Source organism: Hydrogenovibrio crunogenus, assembly GCF_004786015.1.
In the GTDB taxonomy this organism is placed as follows: Bacteria; Pseudomonadota; Gammaproteobacteria; order Thiomicrospirales; family Thiomicrospiraceae; genus Hydrogenovibrio; species Hydrogenovibrio crunogenus.
This window is the reverse complement of record NZ_CP032096.1, coordinates 2,350,743-2,364,686: the sequence shown is the minus strand read 5'-3', so window position 1 is coordinate 2,364,686 and position 13,944 is coordinate 2,350,743. Positions and strand designations below refer to the sequence as shown.

At 41.3% G+C, this 13,944-nt stretch carries 13 protein-coding genes; 5 read left to right on the top strand and 8 right to left on the bottom strand.

Features of this window, described 5'->3' with window-relative positions; translation table 11 throughout:
- Positions 1-248 precede the first annotated feature (248 nt).
- From GHNINEIG_RS11205 to GHNINEIG_RS11185, 5 genes are all read left to right on the top strand, one after another.
- A complete protein-coding gene (locus GHNINEIG_RS11205) occupies positions 249-1,715 on the top strand; it encodes a DUF2779 domain-containing protein (protein ID WP_135796716.1) in 1,467 nt (488 codons plus the stop codon).
- A gap of 39 nt (positions 1,716-1,754) precedes the next feature.
- Positions 1,755-2,399 (top strand): HEPN domain-containing protein, encoded by a 645-nt coding sequence (locus tag GHNINEIG_RS11200; protein WP_135796715.1) that lies wholly within the window; start codon positions 1,755-1,757, stop codon positions 2,397-2,399.
- Between the two features lie 29 nt (positions 2,400-2,428).
- A complete protein-coding gene (locus GHNINEIG_RS11195) occupies positions 2,429-4,843 on the top strand; it encodes a type I restriction-modification system subunit M (RefSeq protein WP_135796714.1) in 2,415 nt (804 codons plus the stop codon).
- Complete coding sequence (locus GHNINEIG_RS11190; protein ID WP_135796713.1) at positions 4,844-5,644, top strand: restriction endonuclease subunit S; 801 nt, start codon at positions 4,844-4,846, stop codon at positions 5,642-5,644.
- Between the two features lie 57 nt (positions 5,645-5,701).
- A protein-coding gene (locus GHNINEIG_RS11185; protein WP_135795037.1) for an IS3 family transposase occupies positions 5,702-6,879 on the top strand; the annotation gives its coding sequence in 2 pieces (ribosomal slippage) (positions 5,702-5,966 and positions 5,966-6,879; 1,179 coding nt in all).
- Here GHNINEIG_RS11185 and GHNINEIG_RS11180 read toward each other — a convergent pair.
- The 8 genes from GHNINEIG_RS11180 to phnL all read right to left on the bottom strand — a co-directional run bounded on the left by GHNINEIG_RS11180 (position 6,837) and on the right by phnL (position 13,931).
- Positions 6,837-7,190, bottom strand: coding sequence for a hypothetical protein (locus tag GHNINEIG_RS11180; RefSeq protein WP_135796712.1), 354 nt, complete (start codon positions 7,188-7,190; stop codon positions 6,837-6,839). The genes GHNINEIG_RS11185 and GHNINEIG_RS11180 overlap by 43 nt on opposite strands.
- A 102-nt stretch (positions 7,191-7,292) precedes the next feature.
- Positions 7,293-8,291, bottom strand: a complete 999-nt coding sequence (locus GHNINEIG_RS11175) for a helix-turn-helix transcriptional regulator (protein ID WP_223260893.1) — start codon at positions 8,289-8,291, stop codon at positions 7,293-7,295.
- Positions 8,292-9,240: 949 nt separating this feature from the next.
- Complete coding sequence (locus GHNINEIG_RS11165; RefSeq protein WP_135796710.1) at positions 9,241-9,624, bottom strand: hypothetical protein; 384 nt, start codon at positions 9,622-9,624, stop codon at positions 9,241-9,243.
- A gap of 190 nt (positions 9,625-9,814) precedes the next feature.
- The gene (locus tag GHNINEIG_RS11160) at positions 9,815-10,687 is read right to left on the bottom strand and encodes a DMT family transporter (protein ID WP_135796709.1); all 873 of its coding nucleotides are present in this window, start codon (positions 10,685-10,687) and stop codon (positions 9,815-9,817) included.
- Entirely contained in the window at positions 10,687-11,454 is a 768-nt protein-coding gene (gene phnP / locus GHNINEIG_RS11155) for a phosphonate metabolism protein PhnP (RefSeq protein ID WP_135796708.1), read from the bottom strand. The genes GHNINEIG_RS11160 and phnP overlap by 1 nt, the downstream gene beginning before the upstream one ends.
- The gene (phnN, locus tag GHNINEIG_RS11150; RefSeq protein ID WP_011371503.1) at positions 11,451-12,038 is read right to left on the bottom strand and encodes a phosphonate metabolism protein/1,5-bisphosphokinase (PRPP-forming) PhnN; all 588 of its coding nucleotides are present in this window, start codon (positions 12,036-12,038) and stop codon (positions 11,451-11,453) included. The genes phnP and phnN overlap by 4 nt, the downstream gene beginning before the upstream one ends.
- Positions 12,031-13,194: an alpha-D-ribose 1-methylphosphonate 5-triphosphate diphosphatase gene (locus GHNINEIG_RS11145; RefSeq protein WP_011371502.1), complete on the bottom strand. Its 1,164-nt coding sequence runs from the start codon at positions 13,192-13,194 to the stop codon at positions 12,031-12,033. The genes phnN and GHNINEIG_RS11145 overlap by 8 nt, the downstream gene beginning before the upstream one ends.
- A 2-nt stretch (positions 13,195-13,196) precedes the next feature.
- Positions 13,197-13,931 (bottom strand): phosphonate C-P lyase system protein PhnL, encoded by a 735-nt coding sequence (gene phnL, locus GHNINEIG_RS11140; protein ID WP_011371501.1) that lies wholly within the window; start codon positions 13,929-13,931, stop codon positions 13,197-13,199.
- Positions 13,932-13,944: the final 13 nt, after the last annotated feature.

Here is a 13,944-nt window from a genome sequence, read left to right as displayed (position 1 = left end):
ATGGCTTTCTTGATCTTGATTAGTCCAAATAAAATTATGTCACAATGCTATGCAAAATTTTTATACGTGTAAATGCTGAATTTGGCCAAAAAAGAAGGGAGTTACTGTATCATCAGCCTTACTTCAGTAAACTCCTGACAAAAGAGAATTATCTTGGAATAAAGACGTTTAGTGGTGGTAGTCTTAAAAGTACATAAGTCAATGGGTATATTGAGTTCATCAAGCTGATTTTTAAAAGGAATTAAATCTTGTTATCTAAGTCTCAATATATTCGAGGTCTCCAATGTCATAAATCCTTATGGCTATACAAAAATCAACCTGAACTCAGAACGCTTCCTGATGCACAACAACAAGCCAAATTTGATACAGGGCATACTGTCGGAAGCTTGGCTTGCCAATTATTCCCTGGTGGGATAGAAATTGAGTTTGATTCAAAAGACTTTGAAGGGATGGTTCAGCGCACACAAGAACTCATCGATCAGGGCGTTTCGATTATTTATGAAGCCACCTTTAAAGAAAATGGCGTCTTTGCTATGGCGGATATCCTGGTAAAGAATGATGATAAGTGGGATGTTTATGAAGTAAAAGCATCCACGAGTGTTAAAGACTATTACCAAGATGATGCCGCAGTTCAATGGTACGCCTTTTCGAAAGTTTTAGATTTAAACCGAATCGCGATCGTACACATTAACAATCAGTACATAAGGCAAGGCGATCTCGACATTGATCAGCTATTTACAGTTGTTGATATCACTGACATTGTTTTAACTAAGCAAGCGGAAATTCCTATTCGCTTAAATGCAATGGAAGAAATGATAAAGGCTGAAGAGCCTCAAGTTGAATTAGGCGCTCACTGTACCAATCCTCATGAATGTGACTTTAAAGCTCATTGTTGGAAAGATATTCCATCTCCATCTGTTTTTAATCTATACCGAATGAATGTCAATAAAAAGTTTGATTTATACCGTCAAGGCATCGTTGAATTTGAGCAAATACCATCAGGTCAAAATCTCTCAGATGTTCAACAAGTACAAGTTCAAAGCTCGATTAACCAGCAACCCCTTATCAATAAAGATGTTCTAAGAAGCTTTGTTGATTCCGTGCAATTTCCCATTCATTTTTTTGATTTTGAGACTTTTCAAGATGCCATTCCAAGGTTTGATGGTCAAAAACCCTACATGAAAATTCCTTTTCAATATTCCCTTCATGTTCTTCATGAAGATGGAGCGCTGGAACATAAAGAATTTTTGGGCGATGAAAATGCAGATCCAAGAGAGGATATCGTACGACAGATGATCAAAGACATTGAGCCTGTAGGGAGCATTATGGCCTTTAATAAAAGTTTTGAACAAGGTGTCATTAGAGAGCTCGCAAAAACGGTGAGTGGCTATCAAGCAGAGCTGATGCAAATGCATGAACGGTTTATAGATCTTATGGATCCTTTTAAGCAACTCGGCTATTACCATCCAGACTTTAATGGCAGCTTCTCAATCAAGTCAGTTTTACCGGCTATGTTTCCAGACGACCCAGAACTAGATTACAAAAAACTCGAAATTCAAAACGGTGGTATGGCGATGGATATTTTTGCCAAGTTACATTTGTTAAATGATCAGAATCAGCGACAAAAGATTAGACATGATTTACTCGCCTATTGTCACTTGGATACTTTGGCAATGGTTAAAATTTACCAAAAATTGGTTTCATTAGTTGCTTAAATTTATAGCTTGTTAGAGTGTTAACCAGGGAAATAATAAATGGATTATATTGCATTAAAACAAAAACATAAGTCTCTATTCGAGTCCCTTTCAGAACCAAACAATATTCGTATTCACCGCGCATTAAAATGGCTGGAACGCTCCGAACAAGAAACTGAAGATGACGATGCTAAATTCATCTTTCTCTGGATCGCCTTCAATGCCGCTTATGCTGAAGAACTAGGGTCAAGACGATCTGAAAGAGAGTCACTCGGTCTTTTTTTCCAAAAAATGATCGAAGTCGATTCAAAACAACAGCTTCATCCGTTATTATTTCAAGCCTTTAGTGGTGAAATACGCACTCTGATCGAGAATAAATTTGTATTTGAACCCTTCTGGAAGGCATTACGTGAACACGACAGCAGTGAAGAGTGGAAACGCAAGTTTGAAGCCAGTAAAAAAGCGGCTATCGGCAAGTTGATGCAGAATCATACAGCCGAGGTGTTATCCATTGTCTTTGATCGCTTGTATGTATTACGCAACCAATTGATTCACGGCGGTGCCACTTGGAACTCTTATGTCAATCGCCAACAGGTGCAAGACGGAAGACGCATCATGGAAAAAATAGTCCCCGTGATGATTGATATCATGATGGAATCTGGCGATACCGAATTCGGACAACTCACTTTTCCCGTTATTAAATAACCAACATTAAAAAGAAAATAAAACTCAACATGGCCATTAAAAAAACCGAACTTTATTCCTCTCTTTGGGCAAGCTGCGATGCATTACGTGGCGGCATGGATGCCAGTCAGTACAAGGATTATGTATTGACGCTGCTGTTTATGAAGTATGTCTCTGATAAATACAAAGGCGATCCTTACGGCATGATTGTGGTACCGGATGGCGGCAGCTTTGAGGATATGCTCAAGCTCAAAGGCGATAAAGAAATTGGTGACAAATTCAATAAAATCATTGCCGCGCTGGCTGAAGAAAATGACCTCAAAGGCGTCATTGATGTGGCCGACTTCAATGATGAAGAAAAGCTCGGCAAGGGCAAGGACATGGTGGACCGACTCAGTAAGTTGGTCGGTATTTTTGATGGTTTAAACCTATCCGCCAACCGAGCTGAAGGCGATGATCTGCTCGGCGATGCCTACGAATACCTAATGCGCCACTTTGCGACGGAGTCCGGCAAATCCAAAGGACAATTCTACACGCCCGCGGAAGTCTCTCGCATTCTCGCCAAAGTGATTGGTATTAACAATCAAACGTCGCAAGATACCACTGTTTACGATCCCACCTGCGGTTCCGGTTCGTTACTGCTTAAAGTCAGCGATGAGAGTCCGCGCGGTATGACGATTTACGGTCAAGAAATGGACAATGCCACCAGCGCCTTGGCACGTATGAACATGATTCTGCATAATACCGCTACCGCTAAAATCGTAAAAGGGAACACGCTTGCTGAGCCAGAGTGGAAAGAAGCCAATGGTGAACTCAAGCGCTTTGATTTTGCGGTGGCCAACCCTCCGTTTTCTTCCAAAAACTGGACGTCGGGTCTGAATCCGGAACAGGACGAGTTAGATCGTTTTCATTGGGGCGTGCCACCAGAGAAAAACGGCGACTATGCCTTTTTACTGCATATTCTAAAATCGCTTAAAAGCACGGGTAAAGCCGCAGTAATTTTGCCGCATGGTGTGTTATTCCGTGGTAATGCCGAGGCGCGCATTCGTGAAAATCTGATCAAACAAGGCTATATCAAAGGCATTATCGGTCTGCCTGCCAACCTGTTTTACGGCACCGGCATTCCGGCTTGTATTATTGTGGTCGATAAAGAACAGGCTCAATCCCGCACGGGCATTTTTATGGTCGATGCCAGCAAAGGCTTTATTAAAGACGGCAATAAAAACCGTCTGCGTTCGCAGGATCTGCACAAAATCGTCGATGTGTTTACCAAACAAATCCAGCTACCACGTTTTAGCCGCATGGTGGCCATGCAGGAAATTGCTGACAACGATTACAACCTTAATATTCCGCGCTATATCGACAGCTCCGAACCGGAAGATTTACATGATCTAAGCGCCCACTTACAAGGCGGTATTCCCAATGCCGATATTGATGCATTAAACGAATATTGGCAAGTCTTTCCCAGTATTCGCGCCACCTTGTTTGACGATGATCGAGAAGGCTACAGCAAGGGGTTGGTAGAAGCCAGTCACGTCAAAAGCACAATTTTGAACCATCCAGAGTTTATGCATTTTGCCAAACAAAGTCTGAAACCGTTTAGCGACTGGTATCAAGCCTGCGACTTAACAAAGCTGCAAATTGGCGAGGCGCCTAAAGCCATTATTCACCGTATTAGTGAAGCCTTGTTACAGGCCTATACAGATGCGCCGCTGTTAAGCAAATACGATATCTATCAAATCCTCATGGATTACTGGGCAGACATTATGCAGGACGATGTTTATGTCTTGGTGCAAGACGGCTGGCAAGCGGGTAGCCGTATTCGAGAACTCAAAGTCGCCAAAGGCGAAAAACTCAAAGAAACGCCGGATTTAATCATTGGCAAAGCCAAATACAAAGCCGAACTGATTCCACCAGGCCTGGTGGTTTCTCGTTATTTTGCCGACCAACAAGCGCAAATCGAACAGCAGCAAACCGAACTGGACAGCATTACGCAAGAGCTGGAAACCCTAATCGGAGAAAACAGCGGTGAAGACGGATTACTGGTCGAGGCAATGAACGATAAAGACAAAGTCACCAAAGCCACTGTGACCGCCAGATTAAAAATCGTCACCGAGGCAGACGAAAAAGCACTGTTAATAACGGTTCAAAAACAATTTGAAAGCGAAGCCAAAGCCAAAAAAACACTGAAAGAAGCGCAAGAAGCCTTGGATTTAGCGGTCTTTAAAAAATACCCAGGTTTGGTGGAATCGGAGATTAAAGCGCTGATTGTTGAAGATAAATGGTTGGCTACCTTACAAGCGAATATTGAAGCCGAAATTGAACGCATCACCCAACAACTCGCCAACCGAGTGAAAGAGCTGGAAGAACGCTACGCTGAAACTTTGCCCAAAATCGAAAGCCAAGTGTCGGCTTTAAGTGAAAAAGTTGCCGACCACCTGAAATCCATGGGATTGGAGGTCTAAATGAGCAAGCAAACGATTCCAGCGGGTTATAAGCAGACAGAAATAGGCGTGATTCCTGAGGATTGGAATGTCAAAAAAATTGGTGAGTTTACCGACTGCACAGCAGGAGGGACTCCTAGCACATCGATTTCTTCATATTGGGGAGGAAATAATCCTTGGATGAGTTCTGGAGAATTACATTTAAAAAGAGTGTTTGATGTTTCTGAAAGGATTACAAATGAGGGTCTCTCAAATAGCAGTACTAAATATGTTCCATCAGAGTCAGTATTGATGGGGTTGGCTGGTCAAGGAAAGACGAGAGGAACTGTAGCTATATCAAAAATAGACTTATGTACAAATCAATCTATTGCGGCAATATTTCCAAGTTCAAAACACTCAACAGAATATCTGTTCTACAACTTAGATTACAGGTATGAGGAGCTTAGAAGCTTATCAACAGGTGATGGAGGTCGTGGAGGATTGAATCTAAAAATAATTAGAAGCTTATCGTTACCATATCCTTCTCTAGAAGAACAAACCACCATTGCAAATGCCTTGTCGGATGTGGATGGGTTATTGGCGGAGTTGGAAAAACTGATTGTCAAAAAACAAGCCATTAAGACCGCCACCATGCAACAACTGCTCACCGGCAAAACCCGCTTACCGCAATTCGCCCACCACCCCGATGGCACAAAAAAAGCCCAAAAACAAACCGAACTCGGACCAATCCCAGAGGATTGGAAGGTAAAGACAGTTTATGAGTTAGCTGAAAATCAGAAGCCACAATTTGATGATGGGGATTGGATTGTAGTGGTAAAGTGAAATTGGCCACCTAATTGGAGATGCTAAAATGCATCTAAATCAAAAAGGTGAGTCAAAATGACAAAGACAAGAAGAACATTTTCAGCCGAATTCAAACTTGAATCTGCGCAATTGGTCGTTGACCAGGGCTATACGGCATCAGAAGCCGCTGAAGCCATGGGTGTTGGTTTATCAACGATGAATAAGTGGGTTAAGCAGTTGCGTGAAGAACGCAAAGGTAAAACGCCTAAAGCCAGTGCTTTAACGCCTGAACAGATTGAGATTCAGCAACTCAAAAAGCGGGTTAAGTACCTCGAAGAGGAAAAAGACATATTAAAAAAGGCTACAGCGCTCTTGATGTCGGATTCACTGAACAGCTGAAGGTCATCAAAAAGCTTCAGGAGCGCTATTCAGTCAAGCGTCTTTGCAAGGTCTTCCAGGTTCACCGTAGCACGTTTAAATACTGGAAAAATCGTCGCAGACGACCGAATGCCAAACGAGTTAAAGAACTCGCTATGGTTCGGCGAATTCATGCGGAAAGCAACGGTTCAGCCGGGGCAAGAACGATTGAGCAGATATCCTCTGATAGAGAATTACCAATCAGTCGTTATCGTGCTGGCAAGATGATGAAGCAATTGCGACTACAAAGCTGCCAGTTGCCGAAGCATAACTACAAAAAAGCGTTGCAAGAACACATTGCCATACCTAACTTGCTCGATAGACAGTTTTCACCGAGTAAACCGAACGAAGTGTGGTCGGGTGATGTCACCTATATCTGGACGGGCAATCGCTGGGCTTATCTTGCCGTAGTGCTAGACCTGTTTGCCAGAAAACCTATTGGCTGGGCTATGAGTTACTCTCCTGATTCGGAATTGACAGTCAAAGCCTTAACGATAGCTCATGAGTCTAGGGGGAAACCGGAAGGTGTGATGTTTCACTCCGACCAAGGAACCCATTATACCAGTGTTAAATATCGCCAATCGCTGTGGCGATACAAGATAAAACAGAGCTTGAGTCGCAGAGGAAATTGCTGGGATAACAGCCCAATGGAACGCTTCTTTAGAAGCTTAAAGACTGAATGGATTCCAACAGCGGGTTATCGGAATCTGGCAGAGGCCAAAAAACACATCGGAAATTACATTCTGGGGTATTACTCACAGGTGAGGCCGCATCAATTTAACGGCGGTAAAACGCCAAATAAGGCGGAGCAGATTTACTGGTTAAATTGCTCTAAAGACGTGGCCAAATTTACTTGACCACTACACTCCATAGAAATATTCTTAAACATTAAATTATCGATATGGGTATCTAAATATTCTGTAATGATGGCGATTCCAAGAGTTGTTGGGGAGTTCATACCAAATACATAGGAAGGGTTCTTATTTTCGGTCTCAATTATTGGAATGATTCTTCTGGCAATTTTTTCATCATTGCTCAGGTCTTGAGTATTAATTGTATAGTCAGTTAGATTGCTATTATGGAATTCATCAATGAAGTTGGCACCTTGTTCAAAAACTTCTATCAATAAGTATTTAGCCGTTTTAGTTTTTTTACACATCTCTTGCATATTCTTCATCCCACTTATTAGTTCTTTTTTATTAGGTGAGATTTTACGATGAGGGTGCGTCAATTATTGACGTACATATGAATCTAACTGGATGTCATTAATCTACTGAGCACGCTCAACAATGGCTAAAGCATGGTTGTAAATCTTTTCCCGCCAGCATTTAGGGCTTACCACTTCCACTTTGCTTCCAAATCCCATTAACCACCAAAGTGTTTCATCATTGTCAGGAACAGTTGCTTTTAACTTAAATAAATTCATCTTCGGTTCAAAAATAAGTTCTTGTTGATGACTGACTGGGGTCTCTTCCAATACCCATGCAACGGAAGGCTCAATTAAAGCATTGAGCTCTGTTTCTTTTTCTTCTATTGAGTAACCAAACGCGCCAGAGTTAATGTATTCGTCAATGGAAAAGTTTTCTATTGTTCTAGCGTTTGACTCCGTCAAAGTGGCCTTTTTTATTCGATGTAGCGCAAGTTGCCTAATATCATCATAATCTTTGATCATAGCCACTAGATAGGTAATCGAGTGCTTAACAACCATACCAATGGGATGAACCGAAAAGCTTTTAACTTTATTTTTCTTTCGACTTAGATATTCGACTTCAAGAGCCTTTTTTTCTAAGAGTGCTTCAGTTACAACCTGCCAAATATCGGATTCAATTTCAGCAGGTATGAGAGCTTTACCGTTTGGAATGGCTTTAACCGTTTGTCGCCACTGAGAAAAACTGTTCTTTGATTGTACGTCTAAAATTTGATGGGCATGTTCAAATTGATTTTTGAGCTTATCTACCGCAACCTGTGGTAGCAAGCCTGTTAAATACTCCTCTGCCAAAGCCCACGTTAAAGCTGATGCGTTATCCATCTCTGGCAATCTATTAGAATAATCATTATGCAGAGACCATTTGTAAGGTTTCTTGGAATCATCGCACTCTATTGGAAACCCTAAACTCAATTTCTCTAAATCTCTTTGAAGAGTTCTGTCTGAAGGGGCAAAACCTTCCTCTATCAATTTTTGTTTTAACGTCCAAGTGTTACTTGACCGCGGAGAGTTTGGGATTAATTGCAAAAGCGTAATAAGCCTTAATACAGTTTCATGATTCATTGTTTGTTCTTCATTGTTTTGAAATTAATTTATTTAAAAACACCGAAAGTGACGAATTTAGAATTTTCATATTAATTTTTTTTGAACCACATTTAGGGCATTCATTTAAAGGTGCACAAATAGCGTCTGATCTTGGTGCATAAACTTGTGCCCATCCGCAGTCCTCGCACATTAATTTAAATGGTTTTGGCTTAACTGGCATATCTGTCCTTTATGATTTATGAGTAGCCAGATTATAATCTTATTTAGCGACAAATGAAGACGCTACCATTTTGGTCTAAATGTTAATAATAAAATCTAGGATTTATGATAATCCGAATAAAGGTTCTCTTTTAATATTTTCAAAGGGGAGAGCAACTTATGTGCTAATTCCGTAGTTATTGGCCATCTAGCTATTAATGGTATAATTTAAAAAAGGGTAATGCTTTGGTCAAAGGGAGGCGTAATGATTACCACATTCTTGTTAGGCATTGTAGTAATGGCTTCTTCATTAGCTTTATGTTTTATTGTCTTGTATATGATTTTTGGTAAATCAAATACGAAATCCCACTCTCATTAATAAAAGCCAAGTTTTGAGGTGGTTTTTTAATTCTGAAGCCCCTCGAAAACCTTACGTTTATTCAACGATTTTTTGCGTCATTAAGGCTTGATTCGGATCTAAATTTCATCAAGAAATGACAAAAGTCTTTTGATAGTTTTCTACTTTTATTTAGTGAGGTAGTTGGAATAATAGTCAATGACGGGGTGAAGGTAATAAACCTACTATCAAGTAGATATATGTGTAATCCCTTTTAGGATTGAATGCGTCTAATCATCATAGGTTGTAACATCAGAAGGATCCATACCATGCCCAAAGTAATTTCTTTTTCTGGTTCACTTTTAATACTCATCTCTTCTTTTTGTTTTTCATAGGCTCTGGTTATTTTCTCGATCAACTTAATTTCGTTTTCTATAAATCTATTTCTCTTAATTGCTTCAAGTTCTTAACAGCTTTAGCTATATCGTCATCTTCATTGACCAATTTCTCAATGCTTTTAGCTACATCAATAGGCATCTGGCTGTAAGCTTTTTGTTTAATTTGATTGATTTTTTTAGGATCTGCATTTGAGGCAGTATCTTTCAATAGCTCTCCTGCTAGATCATAGTAATAACTATATGCCAAAACAGCATTGTCTTTGGTTAAGGAATTGATTTGCTCTAATATTTGTTCAGAACACCAGTTCTCGGCTTTTTTTATTCTTTTTTCATACAGCCTACTTTGTTTAGCTGATAGGTTTTCACAGAACTGATTTTCCAAATCTGATAGGTAACTAAATAATTTTTTAATCATCATAATCTAATTTGTCTTCATCTATTTCATCAATAAAGCCACCATGTGCACTGAACTAAACAATTGAATGGTAGTCTTTCTTCCAAAATTTCTTGAAGGTCCTCTGACATACAAGTGGTAAGGTCTAAGTTTACCAGATACTTTTTATAGTAAAAAATGTCTAGGAAATTGTTGGCGATTCACAGGTCAACTGTTAACGATAAATACCCAACATCAATAATCCAATCATAATAATAATCGTTGCCATGAGTTTCTGTTTTAGATGTTCTCGATCGTTAAAAAATAGTATGGACAATACAACCGCCAATAAAATCCCTAAGTTGGTCATGGATACGACATAGGCGATTGGTAAGGTTTGCATGGCGAGTATGACTAAGGCATAGGCAGAGCCAATAAACAAGCTACCGGTTAGCCATACACCAAGATGTGGTCTTTTGTTTGGGATGATGCTTTTGCAATGTCGTTTTCGGTAGAGACTTAAGGTCACCCAAGCTGAAAAGTAACCAATCGTGACAACCCCTAAGAGTCCAGAAAAATGGTTAACCTCTAGGGCGATGGCTTTATCGGATAAAGAATAGATGCTGGTGAAAAAGGCTGCTGCTAAAGTCCATTTGAGCACTTTTGGGTTGGGGTTGTGCTTCACCGTATTGCCCAGTATCCACAAGCCAACAATGCTGATAGTGATTCCCATCCAAGCCAATCCAGACAGCTTTTCATCAAACAACCACCATGCCCATATTGCAACTAATATCGGAGAACTCCGTGCAATCGGGTAAACGAAGGCGACGGGTGCAAGTCCATAGGCTTGTCTTAATGAAAGAAAATAGAGGCTATTGGCAACAGCGGTAATGGCGATTAGCCCTGTGAGCGTCCAAGACCAGTTAACTTGTGCTAGGTGATACAAGCCAAATCCCCCTAATAGAACAAGGTGTCCAAGCAATCCCCACCATAAGAAATCGGTTTCTTTATCAACATGTCGTGCCATTAAGTTCCAGCTAACATGCATGACCACTGAAAGCCCAATAAACAACCAGGCCTGATGAAAATCTGAAAGGTTTTCGAGCATTAAATTGTCCAAGTTTGGCTGTCTAATCCAATGGCAACGCCATCAGGTAGGCAATCTGGATGGGTTATAAAGTATTCGTCTAAATGATGACTAATGTGGGTGAGTAGAAGTTGTTTCGGCTGAATCGATTTATACACGTCCAAGGCTCGGGTTAGGTCATTGTGATTGCGGGGAGCCTTTTCCTGAGGAGGTTGATCGCAATCGAGGATCAATAAATCAAGAGGGTGTTCTTTGAGAAGAACTTCAACATCTCGTCGCAAGACGCCTGAATCGCAGAGATATGCTAAACGCTTTCCATTAAATTCAACGATATAGCCCATTGTAAGTTTTGAGTGCACTAAGGGTACAGGCGTTATTTTGATGCCTTTGAAATGAAAGGGTTCAAAGGGCAAGCTCTTTTTTGAAAAGTCAAAGATTCCCGGATATTTAAATAAATCATCACAGCCATGTGGGTCGTCTGGCGAAAACACTGGAATGGATTCCCCCATGCCCCATCGAATCGGAAACAAACCTTGGACATGATCCATGTGAAAGTGCGTTAGCAATACCGCATCTAAACTGCCAGGGGGGAATTTTTCTTCAAGGCCGAGATAACCAGCATCAATTAGAAAACGAACTCCATTGACCTCTAGCACACCACAAGCGGCTTGTCGGCGGTACGTTTGATTCGATAAAGCTCGTTGGCAAGCAATACAATCGCAGCCATAAACGGGTGCTGCTTTGACCGAACCGGTGCCTAAAAAAGAAAATGCCATGTCAGATATCATGGGGATTTCAAATCCTTTGTTTTTAATAGGTTGACTAGCCGCTCTCCCGAAACGCTCAGTTCAGTATTGTTTTCAATACGTTGTAAATTTGGCGCCCTTAAATTTACAAAGGTTTCAGCACGCTGAACGCGTTTTTCGATTTGCGCGAGTGTTTCACGGCCACGATTAATAAGTCGTTCACGAAGTACATTGACATCGACTTCTATGAGTACGGGCACTAGATCTGGTTGTTTTTGGATGGCGGTTTCTAAATAGCCACGAGAGCCATTCATCACCACGTTTAAACCTTGATTTAACCAGTGATCCACTTCTATGCCGATACCATAATCTAAATCGTGTGAGTGCCAGTGAAATTTAAAGCAATGGTGTTTTAATCGGTTGGTAAATTCCGCCGTAGATAGTTGGATATGGTTTTCCCCCGTCAACTCAACTGGACGGGTTATATAACGATGCGTAAATACAACCGCTTCACTTGCAAGCTGTTGGCGAGCATAGTGTAGCAACGAATCCTTGCCACACCCCGAAGCACCCATTACGTAAAATAATGTGCCTGGAGCGGGTTTTAAGTGAGCTTGATTAGGCATGATCATAACTGGCCTTAAAGGCTAAAACACCTTCTACAAAAACATCAGAGACCTGGACCAGCCCATCCAGATTGGCGATCATAATGATGTCTGCACGTTTACCAACTTCAATGACACCGCGATCATGCAGCTTTGCCGCCTCCGCTGGGTTTTTAGTTACCAGTTGAATGGCCTGTGCCAACGTCAGCTTTGAAACTTCAGCCAGTTTAAAAACGGCCATGATCAAGGTTGCAGGGGAGTAATCCGCACATAGGCAATCACATACACCGGCATTGACAGCATCTAAAGCTCGCATAGAACCCGATTGGCTTTTGCCGCGGAGAATATTGGGAGCACCCATAATCGTTTTCATGCCTTTTGCTCGAGCGTATTCAGCGGTTTCCATATTGATTGGAAACTCGGAAATATCGACGCCGAGAGCGGTCATTGTGTCGACGCGTTCTTTACAATCGTCGTCATGTGATGCCACCGAAATACCTTGAGCATGTGCCATTTTGACTAATTGCTCAACACGTTCCATTGCACCTTCTGCCTGTTGCTGTTTTTGAGCAATAAACTGATCTAGTTCTGCATCCGATTTTTGGTAGCTTTTTCCAAAATAGGCTTTATACGCCGCTAAGTCTTTAAACTGACCTTGTCCAGGGGTGTGATCCATTAACGAAACCAAGTGCATGGATCGCTTTTCCATCAGTTCCATTAAGATTGGTAGCCCTGTGGGGTCGGTAATTTCATAACGACAATGCACCCGATTATCAACTAAGGCATGCGGTTGAAATTGGTGAACTGCCTCAGCGATTTCCTTAGCAAATTGGTTGTTGCGGACGCCCAGTTCTTCATTGGCAAATGACAAGGCATGATATACCGTGGTAATCCCTGCGCCTGCATTGCGCTTATCTGCTTGGGCACAAGCAAAATCTATTGGAAAGTGAACATTTGGGCGAGGTTCGACCTCTTTTTCGAGGGCATCACAATGCAAATCAATCATGCCTGGCATGACCGTTTTTCCTTGTGCATCAACGGTTTGAACTTGGTCGGGTATGTTTTCAGGATTGATCGCTGAAATTAAACCATTTTCAATCAATAAGCTTGCATTTGTTAAAACATCTTCCGCCAAAACAATATTGGCATTGGTAATATATATCGGTAGAGTATTCATCGTTAGAGGACCTTTCTTGTATCGTTAAAAAACTGTTCAGTACCTATGGGAGGTTCTAGTTCGACGACCTTGTCAGCCAATCTTTCAACCAAATTCAAATCATGAAAAATGGCAATTACGGCAGTGCCGGATTGTTTCAAGTTGTCGATAAGTTCCACCACTCGATCGGTGGTTTTGGGATCTAAGCTTGCTGTTGGTTCATCCAATAACAACAAGTTTGGTCGAGCCAATAGACCACGCGCTAAGTTGACGCGTTGTTTTTCTCCTCCTGAAAAGGTTGCTGGTGAAATGCCCCATAATCTTTCAGGTAAGTTAAGCTTTGCTAACGTCTCACGAGCTTTCTCAATGGCTAAACGGCGTTCCATACCCTTTTTGATTAATGGCATGGCCACCACGTTTTCGGTAGGCTGGCGCGGTAAAGTGTGTAAAAACTGGGTGACAAAACCAATTTCATTTTGACGCAAAGCTAAGATTTGGTGTTCATCTGCCGTTGCTAAATCGATTTGTTGACCATTTTCCATGGTGAACATCATGCGACCACTGGTGGGCAGGTAGGTGCGATAAATGCCTTTTAACACGGTCGATTTACCCGCACCTGTTGGCCCAATAATCGCTGTTAAACGTCCAGCGTAAGCTTTTAAAAATACGTTATGGGATGAAGGCAGTTCTTTACCTTGCTCATGTAACATAAACGTTTTTGAGAAGTTTTCGACTTCTAATATTGGTTTAATAAACATTATTTAAATCTCT